20 protein-coding genes and 1 riboswitch are annotated in these 23,426 nt (G+C 61.7%); of the genes, 15 read left to right on the plus strand and 5 right to left on the minus strand.

All coding sequences use genetic code 11. From position 1 onward, the window contains the following. The first annotated feature begins 139 nt into the window (after positions 1 to 139). Entirely contained in the window at positions 140 to 2,440 is a 2,301-nt protein-coding gene (locus GDJ97_RS03740) for a glycosyltransferase (RefSeq protein ID WP_152069880.1), read from the plus strand. Between the two features lie 43 nt (positions 2,441 to 2,483). Here GDJ97_RS03740 and GDJ97_RS03745 read toward each other — a convergent pair whose 3' ends face one another. Next, on the minus strand, positions 2,484 to 4,256 hold the full coding sequence (locus GDJ97_RS03745) for a glycosyltransferase family 4 protein (RefSeq protein ID WP_193221301.1): 1,773 nt from the start codon (positions 4,254 to 4,256) through the stop codon (positions 2,484 to 2,486). Between the two features lie 35 nt (positions 4,257 to 4,291). Here GDJ97_RS03745 and GDJ97_RS03750 point away from each other — a divergent pair, with 35 nt between their 5' ends. Next, positions 4,292 to 6,172 (plus strand): cell wall-binding repeat-containing protein, encoded by a 1,881-nt coding sequence (locus GDJ97_RS03750; protein WP_152069882.1) that lies wholly within the window; start codon positions 4,292 to 4,294, stop codon positions 6,170 to 6,172. A 213-nt stretch (positions 6,173 to 6,385) separates the two neighbouring features. On the opposite strand, the gene GDJ97_RS09815 is transcribed toward GDJ97_RS03750, so the two are convergent. Together GDJ97_RS09815 and GDJ97_RS03755 are read right to left on the minus strand one after the other, a co-directional pair. Then, positions 6,386 to 6,760, minus strand: coding sequence for a cell wall-binding repeat-containing protein (locus GDJ97_RS09815; protein ID WP_373422659.1), 375 nt, complete (start codon positions 6,758 to 6,760; stop codon positions 6,386 to 6,388). Continuing rightward, positions 6,700 to 7,230 (minus strand): hypothetical protein, encoded by a 531-nt coding sequence (locus tag GDJ97_RS03755; RefSeq protein WP_152069883.1) that lies wholly within the window; start codon positions 7,228 to 7,230, stop codon positions 6,700 to 6,702. Before GDJ97_RS03755 ends, GDJ97_RS09815 begins: the two co-directional genes overlap by 61 nt. A gap of 110 nt (positions 7,231 to 7,340) precedes the next feature. Here GDJ97_RS03755 and GDJ97_RS03760 point away from each other — a divergent pair, with 110 nt between their 5' ends. The 12 genes from GDJ97_RS03760 (at position 7,341) to GDJ97_RS03815 (ending at position 20,042) form a co-directional block, all read left to right on the plus strand. Next, on the plus strand, positions 7,341 to 8,507 hold the full coding sequence (locus GDJ97_RS03760) for a pyridoxal phosphate-dependent aminotransferase (protein ID WP_152069884.1): 1,167 nt from the start codon (positions 7,341 to 7,343) through the stop codon (positions 8,505 to 8,507). Between the two features lie 144 nt (positions 8,508 to 8,651). Further along, positions 8,652 to 9,602 carry an L-lactate dehydrogenase gene (locus GDJ97_RS03765; RefSeq protein WP_152069885.1) on the plus strand — a complete coding sequence of 317 codons (951 nt, stop codon included), beginning with the start codon at positions 8,652 to 8,654 and terminating at the stop codon, positions 9,600 to 9,602. 105 nt (positions 9,603 to 9,707) lie between these two features. Next, the gene (locus GDJ97_RS03770) at positions 9,708 to 10,712 is read left to right on the plus strand and encodes a nucleoid-associated protein (protein ID WP_152069886.1); all 1,005 of its coding nucleotides are present in this window, start codon (positions 9,708 to 9,710) and stop codon (positions 10,710 to 10,712) included. A 185-nt stretch (positions 10,713 to 10,897) separates the two neighbouring features. Next, positions 10,898 to 11,320 carry a flavodoxin gene (locus tag GDJ97_RS03775; protein ID WP_152069887.1) on the plus strand — a complete coding sequence of 141 codons (423 nt, stop codon included), beginning with the start codon at positions 10,898 to 10,900 and terminating at the stop codon, positions 11,318 to 11,320. 576 nt (positions 11,321 to 11,896) lie between these two features. Next, positions 11,897 to 12,445 carry a DUF4352 domain-containing protein gene (locus tag GDJ97_RS09340; protein ID WP_193221302.1) on the plus strand — a complete coding sequence of 183 codons (549 nt, stop codon included), beginning with the start codon at positions 11,897 to 11,899 and terminating at the stop codon, positions 12,443 to 12,445. A 28-nt stretch (positions 12,446 to 12,473) separates the two neighbouring features. Next, the gene (locus GDJ97_RS03785) at positions 12,474 to 12,893 is read left to right on the plus strand and encodes an XRE family transcriptional regulator (protein ID WP_152069888.1); all 420 of its coding nucleotides are present in this window, start codon (positions 12,474 to 12,476) and stop codon (positions 12,891 to 12,893) included. A 96-nt stretch (positions 12,894 to 12,989) separates the two neighbouring features. Beyond that, positions 12,990 to 14,264 carry a serine/threonine-protein kinase gene (locus GDJ97_RS03790; RefSeq protein ID WP_152069889.1) on the plus strand — a complete coding sequence of 425 codons (1,275 nt, stop codon included), beginning with the start codon at positions 12,990 to 12,992 and terminating at the stop codon, positions 14,262 to 14,264. 142 nt (positions 14,265 to 14,406) lie between these two features. After that, positions 14,407 to 14,573: riboswitch (Lysine riboswitch) on the plus strand. A 69-nt stretch (positions 14,574 to 14,642) separates the two neighbouring features. Continuing rightward, positions 14,643 to 16,043 (plus strand): diaminopimelate decarboxylase, encoded by a 1,401-nt coding sequence (locus GDJ97_RS03795; protein WP_152069890.1) that lies wholly within the window; start codon positions 14,643 to 14,645, stop codon positions 16,041 to 16,043. Between the two features lie 169 nt (positions 16,044 to 16,212). Continuing rightward, positions 16,213 to 17,175, plus strand: coding sequence for a 4-hydroxy-tetrahydrodipicolinate synthase (gene dapA / locus GDJ97_RS03800; protein WP_152069891.1), 963 nt, complete (start codon positions 16,213 to 16,215; stop codon positions 17,173 to 17,175). After that, the gene (dapB, locus tag GDJ97_RS03805) at positions 17,168 to 17,917 is read left to right on the plus strand and encodes a 4-hydroxy-tetrahydrodipicolinate reductase (protein WP_193221303.1); all 750 of its coding nucleotides are present in this window, start codon (positions 17,168 to 17,170) and stop codon (positions 17,915 to 17,917) included. The genes dapA and dapB overlap by 8 nt, the downstream gene beginning before the upstream one ends. Before the next feature lie 83 nt (positions 17,918 to 18,000). Beyond that, positions 18,001 to 18,717, plus strand: a complete 717-nt coding sequence (dapD, locus tag GDJ97_RS03810) for a 2,3,4,5-tetrahydropyridine-2,6-dicarboxylate N-acetyltransferase (RefSeq protein WP_226808797.1) — start codon at positions 18,001 to 18,003, stop codon at positions 18,715 to 18,717. Between the two features lie 68 nt (positions 18,718 to 18,785). Beyond that, entirely contained in the window at positions 18,786 to 20,042 is a 1,257-nt protein-coding gene (locus GDJ97_RS03815; RefSeq protein WP_152069892.1) for an amidohydrolase, read from the plus strand. A gap of 354 nt (positions 20,043 to 20,396) precedes the next feature. Here the strand turns inward: GDJ97_RS03815 and GDJ97_RS03820 are convergent, their stop codons facing one another. Both GDJ97_RS03820 and GDJ97_RS03825 read right to left on the minus strand, forming a co-directional pair. Then, positions 20,397 to 21,464 (minus strand): hypothetical protein, encoded by a 1,068-nt coding sequence (locus GDJ97_RS03820; protein ID WP_152069893.1) that lies wholly within the window; start codon positions 21,462 to 21,464, stop codon positions 20,397 to 20,399. Positions 21,465 to 21,694: 230 nt separating this feature from the next. Beyond that, positions 21,695 to 22,327, minus strand: coding sequence for an MOSC domain-containing protein (locus GDJ97_RS03825; protein WP_226808799.1), 633 nt, complete (start codon positions 22,325 to 22,327; stop codon positions 21,695 to 21,697). Between the two features lie 190 nt (positions 22,328 to 22,517). On the opposite strand from GDJ97_RS03825, the gene GDJ97_RS03830 reads away from it, so the two are divergent. Then, complete coding sequence (locus tag GDJ97_RS03830; protein WP_152069894.1) at positions 22,518 to 23,381, plus strand: DUF4430 domain-containing protein; 864 nt, start codon at positions 22,518 to 22,520, stop codon at positions 23,379 to 23,381. Positions 23,382 to 23,426 lie beyond the last annotated feature (45 nt).

Consider the following 23,426-nt stretch of genomic DNA (forward strand, 5'->3'; position numbering starts at 1 on the left):
CGTTCTCCTGGCACGACCTTTTTCTGGTTTTGAATCGGTTCGCGTAGATGCCGTTTGATTACCTATAAAATGGCTTCGCATACTTGAACATGAGGGCTGAACCTCTGCCGTCATCTCGATTGAGGGTTGTGAAATAAAGATGTCTCGTTTCGCTGAGTTGAAAGAGGGCCTTTCCTACACCCTGCGCGAGGAAGGCCTGTACTTTGCCGTCGACAAGACGAAGCGGGTCATCCGTGAGCAATGGGGAGGCTTCACGCAGCGGTTCTTCCATGAGGAAAAGCCGGACAACTCATTTTTCGACGTCATCTTCATCAACGGATGCGATTACAGCGTCCCTCACCCCATTCGCTATCGGATCGATCATCAGCGGGAGCAGCTGCAAGCCGCCGGTATCTTCACCGGTTTCGCCAACGCATGGGATGTCACCGACGACCTGCTTCGGCACGGTCGCGTCTTCGTTATCTTCCGTTGTCCGCTCACGGATACGATCTCCCAGTTTATCCGCAAGGCAAAGGCGCTGAACAAGCGCGTGATCTACGATATCGACGACCTTGTCATCGATACCTCGTACACTGACCTCATTCCCTATGTCGCGGCCATGAAACCCGAAGACAAGGCGCTTTATGATGATGGCGTCCGGAGGATGGGCGAGACGCTCAAGCTCTGCGATGCCGCGATTACGACGACCGAGGATTTGGCGGCTGAACTTAGGAGATACGTTCCCCGCGTCTACGTCAACCGGAATACCGCTTCGGAGCTGATGCTTCGCTACTCCGATATCGCGGTCCGCCGGCGCGATGTCCTTCCAAAACTTGACCCGTCGAGAATCGATCGTCACGAGCACAAGCAATATCAGAATGCCTGCGCGCGCGAGGCTCGGCGCAAACAGGGTGAGGTTCGTATCGGATACTTCAGCGGCAGCATTACGCACAATGCTGATTTCGACCTTGTGCTCGAGGCGCTTGTACGGGTCCTTCAGGATCGATCACAGGTGAAGCTCGTCATCGTCGGCGACCTCGATCTTCCCGAGGCGCTCGTTCCGTTTTCCGATCGCATCATCGCAACTCCGTTTTGCGAGTGGAAACGTCTCCCCATGCTTATCGCAGATTGCGATATCAACATCGCACCTTTAGGGGACTCGATTTTTAATCGGGCGAAATCCGAGAATAAATGGGTCGAGGCTTCGCTGGTGAAGGTTCCCACGGTCGCGAGCAACGTGGGTGCGTTCAAGACCATGATCGATGACGGCGTCACGGGTCTTTTATGCGACAACGTTCCCGATGCGTGGTACCAGACCTTGGTGAGCTTGGTCGACGATTCCGACAAGCGCCTTCAAATCGCTTCCGCTGCCTCGTCGTTCTGTCGAAAGAACTGCACGACGGTGGGGAGTTGCCAGAACATCGCTCACATCATCCAGCAGGAAATGACGCCCAACCTTGCTATGTTCTTCCCGTCGCTGAAGACCAGCGGCGGGGTGCTGGTTGCGCTCAAGCACCTTGCCATGCTGCAAGATGCCGGCGTGGACGTCCTCCTTGTCAATACGGACGATACGACGGCGTGGAAAACGTTCGAGGGGCATGAGTTCCCCGTCCTGAACCGCAGGGTGCCTTCGGGCAAGATGGATGATTGCCAGTTCAGGGGAACGATCGACAAGGGCGTGGCGACGCTGTGGGACACACTCGATTTCCTCGAGCGCTATCCGCGCATGAAGAAGAAGTACTACTTCGTCCAGAATTTCGAAACCGATTTCTATCTGCCGGGAGACGCGCTGAAGCTCGATGCGAACGCGACGTACGTCGCCCCTGACGATGTGACCTACGTTACGATTTCGCGGTGGTGCGAGGGTTGGCTCAAGAGTGATTTCAATCGCGTTGTCCGCTTTGCCCCCAATGGCATCGACCTCGCTTCGTTCCCGCACGTCAGGCGCGACTTCTCCTCTGGCAAGATTCGTATCCTCATCGAGGGGGACTGCGATTCCGAGTACAAGAACGTTGACGAGAGCTTCTTCATCACCAATACGCTTGATCCCGAGAAGTACGAGATTTGGTACATGTCGTACACGGCGACGACGAAACCCTTCTACCGCATCGACCGGAATCTTGGCTCGGTGCCACACAGCGAGATCGCCGACGTCTATCGACAGTGCCATATCCTGCTCAAGACGAGCATCCTGGAGAGCTTCTCCTACCCGCCGCTCGAGATGATGGCGACGGGTGGGTACGTCGTGGCGGTCCCCAACGGGGGCAACGCCGAGTTCCTGGAGAACGAGGTGAACTGCCTGCTCTATAAGCAGGGAGACTACCGGGCCGGTGTGGAGGCGATCGAGCGGATCGTGGATGATGCGGACCTGAGGGAGCGACTCTATAAAGGTGGAGTAGACACAGCGAAAGATCGCGATTGGCACGTTTTGAAAAAGCAGATTATTGCTCTGTATGAATAACAGCGATGCCGCCACATGCAATATGTGACGGCATCGTTTTTTGTCAGTGCAGGAAAAGGTCTCGTATTGCTCGCAGAGGCTTGGTCAATGCGCGACCGAGCCTGAATGATATTGAGCCCTCAATCTTTGAAATCACATCTTCTAATTCATGTATAAGAACATCTTTATCATGTATGGCTTCTTGACAACCATTTAGCGTCACATGCAAGGATGCTGTCTCATTCTCTATATCTGATAGATGCTGTCGATAAGTGGAGAGCAGCTCCGACCAAAGCCTTGACTCTCTCGAGCCATTACTTATCAGTCTCTTGCTGTCAAGTTGGGCGTTCTGAAAGACATCGAGCCAAAAGCCCCGATAGTCCCAGTTTGAAAGAGCGGCTATCTTCTGCCGCCCCTTTTCACCCATTGCATGCGCGAGGTTTTTATCGATTAATACTTGAGCCAATGCTTTTGCTGCGGCTTTGTAATTGTCCTGCTCAATGGTTAGTACGGCAGGGTTCTGCTCGGCGAGAGTCAAATTGGGAAGATCAAAGGAAACACATGGGAGGCCGTGTGCCAACGCCTCGCCGAGGGCAAGGCACCATCCCTCCCGTCGTGAGGTAAGAAGAAAAGCATCTGATTTCTCGTACCATCTGCCCATCGCGCTTTCAATTTGAGGGCCACATAGCTGGATGTGTTTTGTTACATGCAACTCATGCGCTTTTTGGAGTATGACTTCTTCATATCCTGGATCGATAGGACCGACCATGAGCAGCTGGGCATCGGGTATCATCTTAACGAGTTCGGCCATTATGTATAGAGCTTTTACAGGGCATTTATCCGGGGCGACTCGTGCCGGCCAGAGAACAGTATGTCCCGAAAGAGGGGCCGCTGTTTTTGTGACGGGGCATGTAATGGGGTTTTGGGCTACTCGTATATTCGAATTGAAATGAATCCAGAAGAGGGCATCCAGTTCGCTGAGGCAGATAATCCCCGTTGCAAGCTTATACTGCAGTGGAAGATCTGCATGAATGGAGGGGAGATCTTTATCAAGAAAGAACTGGGTGAAAGAGGTTTGTATAAAAAGCTGAACGGGAATACCCAACGTTCTGATTGTCAACAGGTCAAACGTTAGAGCTTCTGAAAACCAGTGAGCAAAGACGACGTAGTCGACCTTGTTATCGATCAATGTCTCCCTCAGCGCTTTTCCTCGTGTCCAGTAGGTTTCACGCCCATAGTGGAAGAAGCTGGGAATCACGACACGTTTAACTTGAGAAGGAAGTGCGTAATCGTTTATTTCGGGTTCCTTGTTTGTAATTAGCAGGACTTCTTTTCCCATGTCGAGCCATAGTCTAGTGAGGTCCCTCGTTACCCGCTCTCCTCCTCCAATTCCAAGTGAATGGAAGAAGATTGCGACCGAATTTGTCTCATTGCTTATCGGCTGCAGTGATTTTGCCCCATCAATTCGATTGACTAAGGTGCTTGGCTTAGACCAGAAGTCAATTGCCAGGCGCGGGATTACCCTTTCGGCGCCATATTTCTCAATAAGATGGTCGAAATCCTGTGGGTTGCCAATGTTGATGCAACCATCTTCCAGCATAGAGCAATCCATGTATGTGACCCCTTCTAAATTGGCTGCCGTAGTATAGGACCATCGGGCAACACTGCTTAATTGTATATCGCTGTTTCTTTTCCCATGTAGGTTATTCGCAATATGTTTGTTCAACAGAGCGTATAGCACGTAAGCCGGTTGTTGCAATTCAATTTGCCGTAGGGCTTGTGTTAAAAATGCTGCTAATTTATTGAAAGGTATCATAACTGCAATAATTGAATCCATGGTTTTATTCGTATCGAGGATGAAATGGAACAAAAATGAACAATAATCCCAATGATATCTATAATGATAAATCGTTTTCCAATTCGCAATTGATGACCCGTCGTGGGGCATTGTGCGCGGCTGCCGGACTTGGTGTATCCCTCTTTCTACCCAATGTTGTTTTTGCAGACGAAGAACCCGATGCTTCAGCTGATTCTCAGCAAGATGACCGTCTTGCCCAGAGTTGGCGTTTCAGGGATGGTGCTCCTATAACGCCTGAGACGAATACCGATGATGACGGCATCATGCTGCTGGGCGATGGCATTCCCTACGGCAAGAACTCCGCCGGCCAGTGGTGCAACGGCCGCGGCGATGCTATTCCCGGGGCGCTGCTGCGGGGAGTCGATGTCAGCTACTTCCAGTTTTCGATTGATTGGAACGCCGTCATGGCTTCCGGTGTTGATTACGCGATCATCCGTGCCGCGTGGTCGGCACCCTATACCGATTCGAGTGGTACCTATCACGATGGTATCGATTCCTATTGGAACGGCAACGCGAGCGCGTGCGAGAGGGTTGGCATGCCGTACGGCGCCTATATCTACTCGTATGCGCGGACCGCTGCGGAGGCCGTGCGCGAGGCAGAGCATCTCATTGGCCTCATGAGGGGCCATAAGCCGACGTACCCGCTCTACATCGACATCGAGGACGACAAGGTTGTGGGTGCGGACCTCAACGCCGTCGCCATTGCCTTCTGCCGGCGTATCGAGCAGGCCGGGTACCAGGCCGGCGTGTACGCCAACCTGAGCTTCTGGAACAAGTACCTGACGAGTTCCACGCTCAACAACTGGACGCGCTGGATCGCGCAGTACAACGCGACTTGTGATTACGGTGGACGCTACGACATGTGGCAGTGCACGTCTTCAGGCGGCATCTCCGGCATCAACGGCTCGGTCGATATCAACTTCGATTACGTTGGCCTGAGCAACGAGTACTCTAGTCAGACTACATGGACTCGCGTATACGGACAGTCTCATCTTGATACCATGCTTGAGATTTCAAAAACGGGATGGGGCTCCTCGGATGCGGTGGTGATTGCTACTGAGCGGACATATTGGGACGCCCTGTCCGCGAGTGCGCTCGCAGGGTATTTGGGATGCCCTATCCTATTGACCTACACTGGGGCTTTGTCGAATCAAGCGAAGAGCGAGATCCAACGTCTTGGGGCAAAGACCGCCTATGTTGTTGGTGGCAACATTGCGATTGCCGATGCCGTTGACTCACAGATCAGAGCGGCTGGCTGCCCTACCGTTCAAAGGGTTTTTGGTCAGGACCAGCAGGGTACGGCGCGTGCGATTGCTGAATTCATCCGTAAGAAGAGCGGGGCTCAGTCAAAGACGTGCATTATTGCCACGTCTTGGAAATTCCAAGACGCCCTCAGCGTCTCCCCGTTTGCTTTCTGGAGCAAATCTCCTATATATCTGTGCGAGACCGGGTCTAATACATTGTCTGACGCTACGGTCAAATCAATTCAAAACGGTGGGTTTACCAAGGCCATTATTGTTGGTGGACCGGTCGCCGTGAATTCTTCCGTTGAAGGCCAGCTTCGGGGTATCGGCCTCTCCAACGTCAAGCGGGTGTATGGACAGACTGAATACGAAACGAGCCAGGCTATAGCTGAATGGGAGATTAGCGAAGGCATGGGCGTTTCTAATATGGCTGTAGCGACTGGTGAGACGTACTACGATGCCCTTTCCGGTGGTGCCCTTTGCGGGAAGAATGGCTCTGTCCTCACAATCGTGCATGATACCAATCGCGTCTGCCTCACAGATTTTATCCCCAAGCAAAAGGGCAAGGTGTCTCACGGATTTGTTTTTGGTGGTCCTATCGCCGTTTCGAAGACAAGCTGGCTTGTCCTATTGAGAAACTACCTGTATTAGCATGGTCCTTGGCTCGTAGATTACCTTTTCATGGGTTCGATGGGTCGATTTGCCTTTAAGAGAAACGACCGCCCCCGCGTTTCATGCGGGGGCGGTCGTTTCTCTTTGCGGGATATCAGATTCAGCCCAGTAGACGTTCACTGTGGGATCGCGTGCCATTTGAGTCGGTGAGGAAAATGGGAGACTTTGACCAGTATGTATAGGGCGCGATGCTCAGTGCATCCTGATAGGCTCTGGAAGTCGCGATGACGCACGTTGCGGATGAGGGGCGAGCGGGCCGGCAGACAGGGCATCCCAATAGCCGGAAATGGTGGCGACGGCGACTGTCGAACACGAGTCATCCGCCCATCCCTTCTTTGAGATTGCCTGCATAGTATCGAATTCGTCCTGTCCGAATACCCTCTCCCAGCCCTTCGGGATAGCGGTGTTCGCGGAGTTTGCCGCCGCAACCCTTGCTGCTGCAGGTCCTCCAGAATGCGAGGTCTTGGAGACCTCGCATTTAGCTTGTTTCGCCTCCTGTGGATTTTCTACTTTGTTGCTTTTGTCGGCTTTGCTGTTTTCCTCTTCAGCATCTCTCGGCGTTGGCAAGCTAACCGCAGAATCTTTGGAGCCGGAGTTTGCTTTTCCTCGGCCTCACTCGAGGCCTCCTCGCTTAAGGAGCTGTCGGTTTCCTTGTCGGCTGGATTACCGCCATCCGTTGCACCAGTGGGGATCTCAGTTGTTTCCGTGGATGAACCACTGCCTGCAGCAGCATCTCCCGGAAGCGGTTCGGACGCGCTGCCGCTCTCATTAATAGCTTGGTTCTCCTTGGTGCCTGGCTTCATCGTCTCGATAGAATCAAGGGCTTTGACGGCGACCGTCGCCTCTTGATTGGGTGAAACCTGGCCGACTGCATCATGGGTCAAGAATGCCGGCGCGGATTGCCTACTCGTCCGCTCTATAGTGGCGGGCACATCTTCTTCGGCGATCGCCACGCACGGTACCATGCCAAGGCCGGCGGAGACGATAAGGGCAACCGAGAGGACTCGACTTGCTCGACTTGCGCGGAACGATTCCATGGGCATCCCCCCCCGGACGTCGAAACGCAACTTCAGAGATTATAATCTTCATAAGTTAGATAAATAATCAAAGGATTCGTGTATTCGAAACTGAAAAAAGGGGCACCACCATGCAGTTCTCCCACAGGCTCGGCCTCTTCGGCGCGGAGGTCTTCGCGGCGTTGAACGACCGCCGCGTCGCCCTCGAGGCCGAGGGCCGCACCATCTACAACCTGTCCGTGGGCACGCCGGACTTCGCGCCGTACCCGCACGTGGTGGACGCCCTCACCGACGCCGCGCAGGATCCCGCCATGTGGAAGTACAGCCTGCGCGACCTGCCCGAGCTCAAGCAAGCGGTCTGTGACTACTACGAGCGCCGCTTCGGCATCTCCGGCATCACGCCCAACATGGTCGCCAGCTGCAACGGCACGCAGGAGGGCGTGGGCCACTTCGCCCTCGCGCTCGCCGATCCCGGCGATACCGTCATCGTGCCCGATCCGTGCTACCCCGTCTTCCAGGCGGGGGCCAAGCTCGCCGGGGCGGACATCTACTATTACCCGCTCTGCGCCGAGCACGACTTCCTGCCCTACGTGGCGGATATTCCCGCCGAGGTTGCCGACCGCGCCAAGTACATGATCGTGAGCCTGCCCGCCAACCCTGTGGGCTCCGTTGGCACGCCCGAACTCTACCAGGAGATCATCGACTTCGCTCGCGCCCACGACCTCATCATCGTGCATGACAACGCCTACTCGGACATCGTCTTCGACGGTCCGCGCGGCGGCTCGTTCCTCGGCTATCCCGGCGCGCTCGAGGTGGGCGTTGAGTTTTTCTCGCTCTCCAAGAGCTTCAACGTCACGGGCGCGCGCATCGGCTTCTGCGTGGGTCGCCCCGACGTGGTGGCCGCCTTCGCCAAGCTGCGCGGCCAGATTGACTTCGGTATGTTCCTGCCCATCCAGAAGGCCGCCATCGCCGCGCTCACCGGTCCGCTCGAGCAGGTTGAGGAACAGCGGCTCAAGTACCAGGAGCGCCGCGACGCGCTCTGCGACGGGCTCGAGGTGCTCGGCTGGGAGCGTCCGAACGCCCACGGCTCCATGTTCGTGTGGGCCAAGCTGCCCGGCGCGCGCACGGATTCCATGGCGTTCTGCGAGGAGCTCATGGAGAAGGCTGGCGTCATCGTCACGCCGGGCGCGAGCTTTGGCCCCTCGGGCGAGGGCTACGTCCGCATGGCGCTCGTGCTGCCGCCGGCGGGCATTCGCGAGGCCGTGGAGGCGATTCGCGCGGCGGGGATTCTCGGCTAACGAACAGCGCGCCGTGCATCCACCGCCCTCACCAAGTCGCCGCGTTGACTCCACATCTGGAATCTCGACGAACGGTTGAGAATACCCGGCGAGTTGCGGGATAATGCAAGTCCGTAACCATTCTTCCTACCTTTGGGGGCAAATATGATTAACGACAGGAAAGTCGCCATCATCGGCTGCGGTTTCGTGGGTTCGAGCTCCGCGTTCGCCCTTATGCAGAGCGGCATCTTCTCCGAGATGGTGCTCATCGACGTGGACCGCAACCGCGCCGAGGGCGAGGCGCTCGACATCTCGCACGGCGTGCCGTTCGCCAGCCCGATGAAGATCTACGCGGGCGACTACTCCGACCTCGGCGATGCCGCCATGGTGGTCGTCACCGCCGGCGCCGCGCAGAAGCCCGGCGAGACGCGCCTCGACTTGGTCAACAAGAACGTCGCCATCTTCAAGTCCATCATCCCGCAGATTCGCGAGAGCGGTTTCTCCGGCGTACTGCTCATCGTCTCCAACCCAGTCGACGTGCTCACCTACGCTGCCGTCCAGATGTCCGGCCTACCCGAGGCCAAGGTCATCGGCTCCGGCACCGTGCTCGACACCGCCCGCCTGCGCTACATGCTCGGCGAGCACGTGGACGTGGACCCGCGCGACGTGCACGCCTACGTGATGGGCGAGCACGGTGACTCCGAGCTCGTAGCCTGGTCCAGCGCCACGGTCGCCGGCGTTCCCCTGTCCGAGTTCTGCGAGCTTCACGGCCACTACCAGCACCGCGAGGCCGAGGCCCGCATCGCCGAGGACGTGAAGAACAGCGCGTACACCATCATCGAGAAGAAGCACGCCACCTACTACGGCGTGGCCATGGCCGTGCGCCGCATCTGCACCGCCGTCATGCGCGATGAGGACTGCGTGCTACCCGTCTCCAGCCTGATGGTGGGCGAGTACGGCCTCTCCGACCTGTGCATCTCCATGCCGACCATCGTGGGCCGCAACGGCGTGGTCGCGCGCGTGCCGGTCTCCATCAACGACGATGAGGAGAAGGAGCTGCAGAAGAGCGCCGCCGCGCTGAAGGCCATCATCGAGAAGGTCGACTTCAACGCCTAGTCTCGCCCGCTGTTGAGGGGGACGCTCCCGCCCATCGATCGAGGTCGATGCGGGGGCGTCCCTTTCTCGCTCTTCCGATCCGATGCGCCCCGGGAGTTTCGCGCCATGAACATCAACCACGCCATCCTGCACATCCTCGACTTCGACTCGTCAGTGAACGTCATGAGCCAGCGCGAGCTGGAGCTGGACACGCGCGCCGCCAAGTCCTTCGTGGCCACGCACCTGCGTCGCGCGCGCACCTCGGCCGATAACCGGCGGGGTAGCTTCTCGCCCGAGTCCGGTTTTGCGCCTGAGCTCAAGGCGTTCCTCTTCGGCGAGCGGGACTTCATCGACCTCTCGCAGCAGGTGGCGGAGTTTCTGGCAGCCGAGCTCGCCAAGGCCGAGAAGCCCGAGAGCACGGACGTGTTGGTCGCCGACTTCGAGGACGACGATGACGTGCGCTGGTTCGCCGTTCTGCTGCTTTCCAGCCGGCAGGCCTTCATGCACGAGGTGGGCCGCGAAGGCGGCGAGGTGGCCAACGCCATCAAGCGCCACTACGCGATCCTTCCCAATCCCTCGCAGAAGCTCGCGAGCTATGCGCTCGTGCGTGCGAGCTCGATGGAGATCTTCTACCAAGATAAGCCGCGCGAGATTGGCGGCATGGACACCCTGCTCATCCCGCAGGGGCTCCTGCAATGCGATGAGGGAACCTCGGGCAAGGAGGCCATCGAGGCCGTGACGCGCGCCGTGGCGCAGGCGGCCGAGGACCATGGCGCCAACGCGGCCGTGGCAGTTGCCGCGGTGAAGTCCGCGGTGGCGAACGCGGTGGAGGAGGACGAGGACCTGCCGCCCTGGGATGTGGTGGACGCGGCGCTCGCCGACGAGCCGCAGCTGCGCGACGCCGCCAAGGAGGCGCTGGCGAGCGAGGGGGTGCCCGAGCATGTGCCCGTGGAGCGGCACCAGGTTGAGCGCGCGGCGGTCAAGAGCCATCGCATCCGCACGGATACGGGCATCACCATCACGTTCCCGGTGGACATGGTGGGCAACCCCAACTACGTCGAGTTTGTCAACGAGCCGAACGGCCTCATCAGCATCGAGCTCAAGCAGATCGGCAGCATCGAGAACCGGTAGGTTGCGGGGCGTGGTTTGCGGGCTGCGGCTTGGGGTACGGCTTGGGCCTCGTGCATGGCCCCGTGGCTCTTGGCGATAAGTTGCATGTGGCTAATTTGTAGGACCTGCGGGCGCGGCATATGCTAGCATCCAAGTAGCATTAGAAAATCAACGCTCGGAAGCGGGCATGTCGCAAGGAGGATCCTATGAGCAAGACGGCTGTTGTGTACTGGAGCGGTACCGGCAACACCGAGGCCATGGCCGAGTATCTGGTGAACGCCATCAACGAGAAGGGTGGTCAGGCCGAGCTCTTTCCCGTGGACAGCTTCGACGTCTCCACGGCCGATGCGTACGACGCGTTCGCACTCGGCTGCTCCGCCTGGGGTTCCGAGGAGCTCGAGGCCAACGAGTTCCTGCCCGTCTACGAGGAGATCGAGCCTAAGCTGGCTGGCAAGAAGGTGCTGCTGTTCGGTTCCTACGGTCACGGCGATGCCGCCTACCAGCAGGATTGGAAGGCGCGCGCCGAGGAGGCCGGCGCTCAGGTGGTCGCTACCGTGGGCTCGCTCGACGCCCCCGAGGTCGAGGACGAGGAGGCGCTCGCCGCTGCCGCCGACCAGCTGCTGGCGTAAGCGCGCCGTTCGCAATCCCATAGTCCGTATGGAGTCCCGAGCATACCTAGCATGCTCGGGACTCCGTTTTTGCCCGATTGCTATCGCCGCGCCCAAGGCGTAGCGTTCGAGAGCGCTTTTCGCCGTCCTTGGTGCTCATATGCAGGTCGGTGCGTCGAAAAGCGCTCGCAAAGCGCGTCGGGGACGTTTCCGATGTCGAAATCGGCGCGCAAGGTCCCCACGGCCCATCCGGACGCGACCGACTTGTTTGCGGCCACGTTCCGCGCTTTCTCGGCCTGCTGAAATCAAAACTCGCCGAAACGGTACAGGTTTATTCGAACCATCGAAGTATCACCGGAATCTGGCACTTTCTTGACCTGCGCGTTCTCCACGGACCGTAGGCGCTCTCCTTCATTCCACCGCATAAACCTGTACCATTGCGGCGAGTTCTGAAAAATAGCCCCCTATAGCCGTCGCCGGCGTCCGCACATGCCCCCAAGCCTTAGCTGCGAGCTAATGAAACCGCACGGCGTTCCCCATACCATGAGGCCAATCGGTCGCCGTACGAGCGGCCTCGGCACGTGATGGGAGAATCACATGGCAAAGGAAAAGGGCAAGAAGTCTATCGGGAAGATTGTGGTCATTGCGATTGTGGTGCTGGTCGCCATCGGCGCGTTCGCCTCGATGGGCGGCAACGACGGTCCCAAGGTGGCGGGTTCCAGCGAGGAGCCGGCGGCTCAGAAGGAGGGCAAGCAGGAGGAGCAGAGCACCGAAAATCTCGCCGCGGGCACCGCCGTGGACATGGGCGACGGTGCCACGGTGAGCGTCGACTCTATCGAGACGGTCTCTAACTACGATGGCTCCGCGCTCATCAAGGCCACCGTCACCTACAAGAACAACAGTGATGACACCATCTCGTTCAACAGCTTCGACTGGAAGGGCGAGGACGCGAACGGTGCGCAGGAGAATGTCGAGGTTTTTATCGGCGCTGACGCCTCCACCGACAAGTCCGCCCTCGATTCCGGTAATCTTGCAGCCGGCGGTACCAAGACTGGTACGGTGTATTTCAAGGAAGGAACCGTTAAGATCCTCTACTCCGGTAACATCTTCAGCAAGGACGTCAAGGCGAGCTGGACGGTCGCCTAACCGCCAAGCGTCAAAGAGGGGAGGGCGCATGGCCGAACGCTTAACGGAGGAGTTGCTGGAAGAGCTGCTCGAGACGCCGCGCATCGAGGAGTACCTCGATGCCCATGCGCTCAACGCCCCCTCTCTTGCCGAGTATCTGAACCGCCTGCTCGCGGACAAGCGCTTGAAGCGCTCCGAGGTCGTGCGTATGGCGGACCTCAACGAGACGTTCGGTTACCAGATCTTCACCGGCAGCCGCAACCCTTCGCGCGACAAGGTGTTGCAAATCGCCTTCGCCATGGCGCTCAGCGTGCGCGAGACCGATCGCGCCCTGCGCGCCGCCGGCGTCTCGGCGCTCGACCCCAAGGGCAGGCGCGACGCCATCATCATCTTCTGCCTCGATCGCGGGTGCTCGCTCCAGAAGGTGAACGAGGAACTCTATCGATTTGACGAGCGCACCGTCTGCTAGGGTTGGCGGGTCGGTCCCCGGCTTCTCGTGTCCGGGGGGGGCGGAGGCAGCGGCCCCCCGGCTCCTCGTGTCCGCGCCCTGAGCTAAGATGAACCCATGGAACAACGCAGCCTGACAGAAGACCTCATCGCGCAGCTCGCGCACATGGACGCCCCCGCACAGGGGGCGTATCGCGTTGACGAGGTGCTTAAGCGCAGTGGCACCGAGGTCACGGAGGTCGTGTACTATCCGGGTCGCGACGGGGGAGAGCTCGGCCCCTTCGTTCGCAAGCGCATCCTTGCCGCCTCGGGCGCCGGATCAGCCTACGATGCGATTATCCAGGCCGAGCGCGCGGGCGAGCGCTTTCTCTTCCTGCCACGCGTGATGGACATTCGCCGCGTGGACGACGAGGTGCATGTCGTCATGGAGTTCGTGCCAGGGGAGACCCTCGATACCCTGGTCGATTGCGTGGGTGCTTCCCCCGAACTCGCCTGCCGTCTGATGCCTGTCGTGTGCGAGGCGGCCTCGGAGCTGCATGAGCGTTTTCAGCCGCCCATCATCCACCGCGACCTCACGCCGTCGAATATCATGGTGCTGGATTCCGACGGCGCCTCAAAACCCGTTGTCACCCTGATCGACTTCGGCATCTCCCGCCGCTGGCAGGAGGGTGCGGATACCGATACCACCCATTTTGGCACGCGTTCCTATGCGCCGCCCGAGCAGTTCGGCTTCGGGCAGACCGATGTCCGCAGCGACATCTTCGCGCTCGGCGGCGTGCTCTTCTTCTGCTGCGTGGGCGAGCAGCCCCAGCCGGCGCTCGATGCCGATATGCTCGCGCGGGCGGGCGTGCCCGACCCCCTTGCCGCGGTCATCCTGCGCGCCCGGGCCTTCGACCCGGCGGACCGCTATCCCTCGGCGGCGGCGATGCGCGGGGCGTTGCTCGCTGCATGTACAGCCGCGGGCTCGGCCGCGGCTGGTGCCGCTGCGGGTGAGGTCGACCTGCCGGCGGCCACCGCCCCCGGTCCGCTCGTCGCGCGCCCGCCCCGGCGGTCTCGCCGCCTGACGGTTCCCGCTGCCGTCGGGACCTGCTGGAACGTCATTCTACTTGCCTCCTTCGTGCTCATGGTTGCCCTCTGCGTCGCGATGGCCCTCGACCCGCCTTCCCAGTTCCGGAGCATGCCCTTCTGGCTGTTCGCCTTGCTGCTAGTGGGGATCATCTTGGTGCCCTACGCGATCACCCTTTATTGGTTCGCCGACCGGAGGCGCTTGCTCGCCCATGTTCCCTGGTTCTCGGGCCTGAGTCTCGCACGCCGCATCGTGTGGAGCATCGCGGCGATAACGGTATCGGCGGTCGGCGCCTGCGCGATTGGCATCGCCGCGGGGTACCTCTAATCCCGTCGACCAGGCCGGCGGCATTCCGGCAACGCCGCCGCCCCGATCCCGGCAACGCCGCCGCCCGACCCCGTCCACATCGACAAGTTGTGGAACATGTACCCCGGCGCCCGCCCAGGCGCTGTATCGTGATAAAGTATCAGAACTCGATAGAGGCGCGGATGAGAAGAGGTGCGGGCGAGCGAGCGAGCTTCGACCCCGTGCCGAGGCGATTCCGCCGAACCTCGGGGCCCGGGCGCGGGCTGCGGGGTGGGTCCGTGGGGAACACCCACGGAACTGTCTGCACGTTGCAGGGGTGCTATCCGGGTTTGGTTCGCGCGTTGCCGCCAAGGGCGTCGTCGCGGTCCGCTTCCGGCCCCTGTCCGGAAGAAAGGACGCATGCCCGTGGCATCGGACACCATCATCTACCCGGCACCCGATCCGGCCGAGGCCGCTCTCTACGCCGCAAAACGGCCCTTCGCCTCCAAGGAGACGCTCGAGACCATCTGCGCGGAGTATCCAACGCCCTTTCACCTCTACGACGAGGCCGGCATACGGCGCAACATGGAGGCGGTGCGCGACGCCTTTGCCTGGAATCCCGGCTTCAAGGAATACTTCGCCGTCAAGGCGAACCCCAATCCCGCGCTGATCAAGATCCTCACCGAGTACGGCTGCGGCTGCGATTGCTCGAGCTACACCGAGCTGCTCATCGCGGATGCCTGCGGCGCGACCGGCCACGATATCATGTTCTCGGCCAACGATGTGCCCGCCGAGGACTTCGCTCTCGCCCGCGAGCTGGGCGCGATCGTCAACTTCGACGACATCAGCCACATTCCGTTCTTCCGGCGCGTGGCAGGCCCTGTGCCCAAGACCGTGTGCTGCCGCTTTAACCCGGGCGGGCTCTTCCGCCTGGCCAATGGGCTCATGGACAACCCCGGCGACTCCAAGTACGGCATGACAGAGGAGCAGCTCTTCCAGGCATTTCGCGAGCTCAAGGAAGCTGGCGCCGAGGAGTTCGGTATCCACGCCTTCCTGGCGAGCAACACCGTTACCAACGAGTACTACCCGGCGCTCGCGCGCGTGCTGTTCGACCTTGCGCGACGCCTGCAGGAGGAGACGGGCTGCCATGTGGGCTTCGTCAATCTCTCCGGCGGCGTGGGCGTGCCCTACCGTCCGGACCAGACGCCGAACGACATCGCCCGGATCGGTGCGGGCGTGCACGAGGTCTTCGACGAGGTGCTCGTTCCTGCTGGTATGGGCGACGTGCGGATCTTCTGCGAGATGGGTCGCTTCATGATGGCACCGTATGGCTGCCTGGTGACGCGCGCCATCCACGAGAAGCGCATCTACAAGCACTACATCGGTGTGGACGCCAACGCCTGCAACCTCATTCGCCCGGCCATGTACGGGGCGTACCACCACATCTCCGTGGTGGGGCAGCCGGGGGGTCCTGACAAAACAGCGGCTCCTGCCACCTGCGTGTACGACGTGACCGGCAATCTCTGCGAGAACAACGACAAGTTCGCCATCGACCGCCCCTTGCCCGAGGTGGAGATGGGGGATCTGCTCGTGATCCACGACACGGGCGCGCACGGGCACGCCATGGGCTACAACTACAACGGACGCTTGCGCTCTGCGGAGGTGCTGCTGCGCCCCGATGGCTCCACGCGCCTCATTCGCCGCGCCGAGCGTCCGAGCGACTACTTCGCCACGCTCGACGTGCTGCTCGAGGGTCGGGATCTGCTCGCGCGGACGGCGTTTCTCGAGGGCGAGGCGAGTTCGGAGGGAGAAGAATCCTAAAGTGTAGAGTTTGGCCGGGGCTGTCGGAGTATAGGCATCTACCGCATTACCGCGACCTGCGGAAATGTTGGCGCGTGTTACGGGTCTACTCACCGGACCGGCTGAAAACTCTACACTTTACGTTTTATCTCAATCGTTGAAGGCAAAAACCAGTTCTGAGGAGGAGCATATGGACGTCAGGAAGCTCGAGGGGTCGATCGTCGCGCTCGTGACGCCGTTCGCGGCGGACGGCAGCGTGGACTTCGACGCGCTGGGCAGGTTGGTCGATTTCCACGTGGCCAACGGGACCGACGCCATTCTGGCGCTCGGCACCACGGGCGAGTCCGCTACGATGACGGACGAGGAGGATTGCGCCGTCGTGCGCTTCGTGGTCGATCGCGTGGCCGGCCGCGTTCCGGTGATCGCGGGCTCCGGTTCCAACAACACGGCCACGCAGATTCGTAAGAGTCTGGCCTACCAAGAGTTGGGCGCGGACGCGCTGTTGATCATCAGCCCCTACTACAACAAGAGCAACGAGGAGGGCATCTACCGGCACCTGACCGCGACCGCCGACGCAGTGGACATCCCTTGCATCCTGTATAACATCCCCGGTCGCACGGGCTGCTCCATCTCCGCGGCAAACGTGCGCCGGCTGAGCGTGCATCCCAACATCATGGGTATCAAGGAGGCGAGCGGTAGCCTGGCCTATGCGGCGAGCATCGCCGACTGCCTCTCGGATGACTTCCGCATGTACTCGGGTGAGGACGCGCTCACGCTACCGCTTATGTCGCTCGGCGCGTCGGGCACCATCAGCGTCTGGGCGAACGTGCAGCCCGCGCTCGTGCACGCCATGTGCCGCGCCTACTTGGACGGTGATCTGGCCGGTGCCAAGCGCATCCAGGTAGAGGGCCAGCCGCTCATCGCGCAGCTGTTCTGTGAGGTGAACCCCATCCCTGTCAAGGACGCTCTGGCGCAGATGGGGTTCATCGAGGGACCCGTGTACCGCATGCCGCTTTGGCCTCTGACGGACGCGCACCGCGCTCAGCTCGCGGATGCGCTCGGCGCCGCGGGTGTCGATCTTCCTGTTGCAAACGACCTCGCACCCCAATCGCTGCTGAGCAGCGTCACCGAGAAGGAGGGCCGCAATGATTAGCGTCGTCATCGTCGGCACGGGCCGCATGGGCACGCTCATCCGGCAGACGGCCGAGGCGGCCCGCGGGGTGGACGGCGCGCCCGTCTTCGGCGTGGCGGCCCAGGTGGGCTTCGAGCTGGATGAGCTCGCGGCCGCTCCCGCCGCGGACGCCATCATCGACTTCTCCAACGCGGCCACGCTCGATGCCGTTGACGCCTACGTGCGCCGGACCGGAGCCGCGCTGGTGAGCGGGACCACGGGTTATACCGAGGAGCAGCTGGGGCTGCTCCACGCTCTGGGGGAGGTGGCCCCGGTGCTCCATTCTGGCAACTACTCCATCGGCGTGGCGGCGCTCAGGCACCTGACCGCCCAGGCCGTGCGCGAGCTGCCGGGCTTTGACGTGGAGATCACCGAGACGCATCACAATCAGAAGGTGGACGCTCCCAGCGGGACGGCGAAGCTGCTGCTCGACACCGTGATCGAGGAGGAGGCTGCGGGGGATCGCGGAGACTATCATCCCGTCTTCGGCCGCGAGGGCATGGTCGGCGCGCGCGATCCCCGCGAGGTCGGGGTGCACTCGCTGCGCGGTGGCACCGTCGCCGGTGTGCACACGGTGGGTTTCTTCGGTGAGGACGAGGAGGTCACGCTCACCCACCGCGCCACAAGCCGTCAGATCTTCGTGAACGGCGCCCTCGCCGCAACCGCCAAACTGGTAGGTAAGCCCGCCGGCTTCTACACATTCGATGAGATATTGTTCGGCTAGCGGGTCGAGCGCCACCGCGTGCACATCGCGCGCAATGGGCGCCACTGCGAGCAACACGCCGACACAAGGGAAAGGACAAGAACATGGCAGATACCAATATGGATGCGCAGGAGATCATCGACTTCATCGCCAACGCCAAGAAGAAGACCCCCGTCAAGCTCTACGTTCGCGAAAAGCCGGGCCGCCGCGTGGACTGGGGCCAGGCGCACGTCTACGGCGGCCGCAAGGGCAAGACCATCTTCGGCGATTGGGCCGAGCTGAAGCCCATTCTCGACGCTAACGCCGAGAACATCGACTTCTACGACGTTGAGGGCGATTGCCGCAACTCTGCCGTTCCCCTGCTGGACACTAAGGGGCTGAACGCGCGCATCGAGCCCGGCGCCATCATCCGCGACCGCGTTGAGATCGGCGACGGTGCGGTGATCATGATGGGCGCGATCATCAACATCGGCGCGCAGATCGGCGCGGGCACCATGATCGACATGGGCGCCGTGCTGGGCGGTCGCGCCACGGTGGGCAAGAACTGCCACATCGGCGCCGGTACCGTGCTGGCCGGCGTGGTGGAGCCCGCGAGCGCCACGCCCGTCATCGTCGAGGACGACGTGATGATGGGCGCCAACGCCGTGGTGCTCGAGGGTGTGCACGTGGGTCGCGGCGCCGTGGTGGCCGCCGGGGCCGTCGTCATCGAGGACGTGCCCGAGAACGCGGTGGTGGCCGGCGTGCCCGCCCGCGTGATCAAGCAGCGCGACGAGCGCACGGACAGCAAGACGGGCCTCGAGGAGGCGCTCCGCACGCTGTAGCAGCGGCGGGCACTGAGGTCTGCGACGACGCGGCGGCGAATCCATCCTTTGCGAAAGGGGCGGCTCTTATGGCTTGGGAGGAACGGGATAGGAATTGGCTCGAGACGGCATCGGAGCTGGAGCTGCTCACGCGGTTCCGGCGCGATCTTCATCGGATTCCCGAGCTGGACGATGAGCTGCCGCAGACCGTCGCGTATGTGGAGGGCGTGCTGGGCCTGCTCTCCTGCGAGGTGGGGTATCCCTGCAAGGGGAGTGTGAGCGCGTTCTTCGACCTGGGCCATGGTCGCGAGGCGGGAGCCACCGTGGCCGTGCGCGCCGACATGGACGCGCTGCCCATCTGCGAGCGGACGGGCGTGGCCTTCGCCTCGGAGCATGCGGGCTGCATGCACGCGTGCGGGCACGACGGCCACATGGCCATGGCGCTCACGACGGCCGTGCTGGTCGATCGGGCCGTCCGGGCGGGGGTCGCGCTCGCGCGGAACGTGCTCTTCATCTTCCAGCCGGCAGAGGAGACCACGGGCGGCGCCAAGCGCGTGTGCGAGTCCGGGGTCTTCGAGTGCTATGGAGCGAATCGGATCTTCGGCTTCCACGTGTGGCCCGACCTGCCGTCCGGCACCGTGTGGTCGCGCCCCGGGGCGCTCCTCGCCCGTTCCTGCGAGGTGCATATCGACATCCACGGCCAGAGCACGCACGTGGGTAAGACGCTCGGCATGCCGGATGATCAGAGCCACGATACGCTGCTAGCGGCCTCGCGGTTCGTGGCCGCAACGCGTCCCTTCCTGGCCGAGCTGAGCGAGGGCAATCCGGTGATCTGCCGCTTTGGCCTCCTACAGGCTGGTACGGTCTGCAACGCGCTCGCGGGCGAGGCCAAGCTGCGCGGCACGCTGCGCACGTTTTCCGACGAGACACACGACCAAGCGATGGAGGGCCTGCGTGAGCTGCTGGCCAAAAGCTGCGAGGAGACCGGCTGCACGTTCGACCTCGAGTTCACGCTCGGCTATCCGCCGGTGGTGAACGATGCGGGCCTGGACCGCGCCGCGGCCGGTGTGCTCGACGGGGATGGTGGCGCGCCTCGACTGCAGGAGCTTCCCGACCCGCTGCTCATCTCCGAGGACTTCTCCTTCTATCAGCGTCATCTACCGGGGCTCTTCATGCTGCTCGGCGTGGGCACGCCGGCTGAGGGTGCTGAGGGTCAGGAGGGCGTGGCTGAGGACGGCGGAGTGCGGCGCTTCGCCACGAGCGCCCTGCATACGGATACGCTCATGTTCTCCGAGGAACAGCTGCTGCCCGGCGTGGCGGTGTATCGCAGACTGCTGGGGTTGTAGCGCGGCGAGCGGGCGGACGCCGGGCGGGCGCCGACCGGGGAAGTTCGGGCTGGTGCCAGGCGAGGTACCGGGTTGGTGCCGCCTGCCGCGGCGTCGTTCCGCGTAGCTTTATCGGAGTTGTGAACGCGCGGTCATCGGTTTTTCGGTCTTCCGAACGCTCCGTTCACAACTCCAAGAAACCGATGCACTCTGACCTGCGGCTTTCTTGATGCTGCCTCATCGGCAGTATCTGCAGTGTTCATTACTCGGAATAATCGACGGTAACCCGCGTCCGGCAACCCGTACCCAGCAATTCATGGAGCAAAATAAGAAGGTCCCTACCGGGACCTTCTAATGGAAACAATAACCAACGCCCTATATCTTGTTCATCTCGGCGAGCGTCTTGTTGTACCACTCGTACCAGTTGGGCGGGCAGTACTTCTGGGCGCCCTTCACGCTGATGGTGTAGCCGTAGCCGGCGGCCAGGCCGGAGACATGGCTGTCGATGGCCTGCTCCCAGCTGCTCCAGGACTTGCTGCCCCAGCCCCAGGCGTTGCACGGCAGGAAGCAGTTGGCGCCCTTGGAGCTCTCGGTGTTGGAGATGGCAGGGGAGAAGCGTGGGTCAACGCCGTACTTCCACGCGGCGGAGGCAAACGCGTTGCCATAGCCGGCGAGCGGGGAACCAGCCAAGTAGGCATCGATGCGCGGACCCCATTGGGCCACGAACGTGGCCTCATCGACGGACCAATCCACGGCGGAGTTATCCACCGTGCCAGCCTGGGCGGAGCCGCTCGCGCTCGACTGCGTGCCGTTGCCGGCGGCCTGCTGGGCGGCGGCCTGCTGGAGCGCGGCGAGCTCGTCGGCGGCTTCCTTGTCGGCCTGCGCCTGCGCTGCCTCGCGCAGCTGCTGCGCCTGTTTGAGCGCCTCGTCCGCCTTCTGCTGCTCGGCATTGGCCTGCGCCTTGGCCTGGGCGAGCTCGGTCTTCTGCTGCTCGAGCTGCTGCTCGGCATCGTTCAGCTCGGAGAGGGCCGCGGTGTTGGAGGACTGGATCTGGTTGAGGTAGGTCACCCGGGTGAGCAGGTCCTCCAACGAGTCGGACTGGAGCACCAGGCTCATGAGCACGTTCGTGCCCTGCTGGTTCTTGTACGAGGCGCGCATGGCCTTGCCGGCCTTCTCGCGCATGTCGGGAAGCTGGGCCTCGATCTCGTCGATCTTGGCCTGGTTGTCGTTGATCTGCTGCTGGAGCTTCTGGACGTTGGCCGTGGCCTCGTCGTACGCAGCGGCAGAGGATTCAACCTGCTTCTGGGTCTCGGTGAGCTTGGCCTCGGTCTCCTGGGTCACGGCATGGGCCGCAACAGGGGAGAGCGCCGTGCCGGCCAACGCGAACGAGAGTGCAGCTCCCACCACGAGGGCCCGATGCGTCAGTGTTCTAGCTCCGTGCATGAACCATCCTCGACAATCCGTGTCATAGACCTTTCAAGTACGTGAGGATAGTGTACTACCGGTCTAGACCTCAACTTGAACCTTAGACTACTTTAAGGTTCAAGTTGAAGGTTTACCATGCCTTGGAGCTGCGGAAATACCGCAATGTAGAGCAACTGTGGAGTTTAGAGTTTCACTTGAAGGTTGAAGGTATGAAAAACGCCGCAGGCTTCTGACCTGCGGCGTTGCTGTTAGAGCGTTCCGTCTGCCCGGGCGCGTTCAACCTCGGCCAGCGCCTCGGGCGGGGTGTGGGTACAAGTTCCGTCACCCAGGTGGACGACCTCGATCGCGTCGCCCTCGCGGACCTCGCCGCCGTGGAGCACCACGCCGAAGATGCCCTCGTGCGGGAAGATGCAATCGCCCGCCAGATAGTAGATGGCGCACCGCGTGTGGCATACCTTGCCGATCTGGCTGATCTCCACGAGCACGTCCCTGCCTAGGCGAAGCTGCGTTCCCAGGGGGAGTGAGAGGAGGTCGATCCCCTCCGTGGTGAAGTTCTCGCCAAAGTCGCCGCGCTTGACATCCAGCCCGCGGGCTTGAGCCGTCTCGATGGATTCCTTGGCGAGGAACGAGACCTGGCGGTGCCAATGGCCCGCATGGGCGTCCTCGGCCACGCCGAAGTCCTCGATCACCCGCGCCACGCCGTCGGGAATCGGCGACTTGCGCGTGCCCTTGCGCGGCGAGGCGTTGACGGAGATGATGCGGGCGGGACCCTGAAAGGCCTCCGCATTGGTTCGCATGGGCCTCTGGGCCCCTTCGGCCTCCGCGCGCGCGGCACGGTCCTCAAGCTCGCGTTTTGCAGCGTCGAGCAGCATATCTGCCATGATTGTTCCTCCCCTGCTTATTTGTCGGCAGCATCCTAGCACATCCCTGTGGGGCGTACCTGTGCGGCCCGGGTGGGGGAGCGGTGCCGGGGCCATGCATGCTAGAATCGGCTCGCCGGACGGATGTATGGCAGCGATTGCCCCGTGCCCCCGCGATGAGGGCACTTCGTAATTGAAAGGACTCACGCGCATGGCTCAAGACGCAGGGAACACCAAGCAGCCTCGGGGTGAGCGGCGGGATATGGACGAGCGCGTGTATCCCGGGGCCCCGTCTTGTGCGGATGCGGCGGCGGAGGGACGGAGTGGCGGCCCCGCAGGCTCGGCTCGGTGCCAGCGACGCGTGGCAATCGCCCTCGCGACGGTATCCGCGCTGCTCATCGTGGCGGCGCTCGCGATGGTGCTCTTCAACGGGCAGCCCGGCTTCGACGGCCTCATGCATACGGTCGCCGGGCAGGGCAGCGAGCCGGCCGCCGTTGAATCCTCTGATTCCGCCGGGCAGACCGCGGCGGGTTCCGGCGCCGAAACCGCCTCATCAGAAAACGACGCTGCGGACTCTTCGACCCGGGGTGGCGACGAAACCTCTGACGGCTTTCGCGCCGCAACGGCTGGTTCGGAATCCGGATCATCTTCCGCAGCCTCGGGCGACGAGGCCCCGGGCGGGCGATCCCCGAACAATACAACCGCTTCAAGCAGCGGAAACGCCAAGCCAGGCAACGGCGCCTCCAATGGCAACGCGCCAGCGCAAACCATTACCGTTTCCGTGGTCGTGGACGCATCCGCGGCTGGCGGCGGCACCCTGGCGAGCACCAGTCTCACCTTCGAGCCGGGCGCGACTGTCTACGACGCACTGCGCGGTACCGGCCTTTCCGTCAACGCGCGGGGCACGGCGTACGGCACCTACGTTGCGGCCATTGGAGGCTATGCGGAAAAGGAGCACGGCGGCACGAGCGGCTGGACCTACTCCGTGAACGGGGCGTCTCCTACCGCCGCGTGCGACGCGTATGAGCTCTCGAATGGGGATGTCGTTTGCTGGACGTACGTCACGTCAAACTGACCGACCGCACGAGCTCGGCGCGGCCTTCAGCCTGCGATCTCTTGC

The sequence above is a fragment of the Collinsella sp. AK_207A genome, assembly GCF_902501965.1.
In the GTDB taxonomy this organism is placed as follows: domain Bacteria; phylum Actinomycetota; class Coriobacteriia; order Coriobacteriales; family Coriobacteriaceae; genus Collinsella.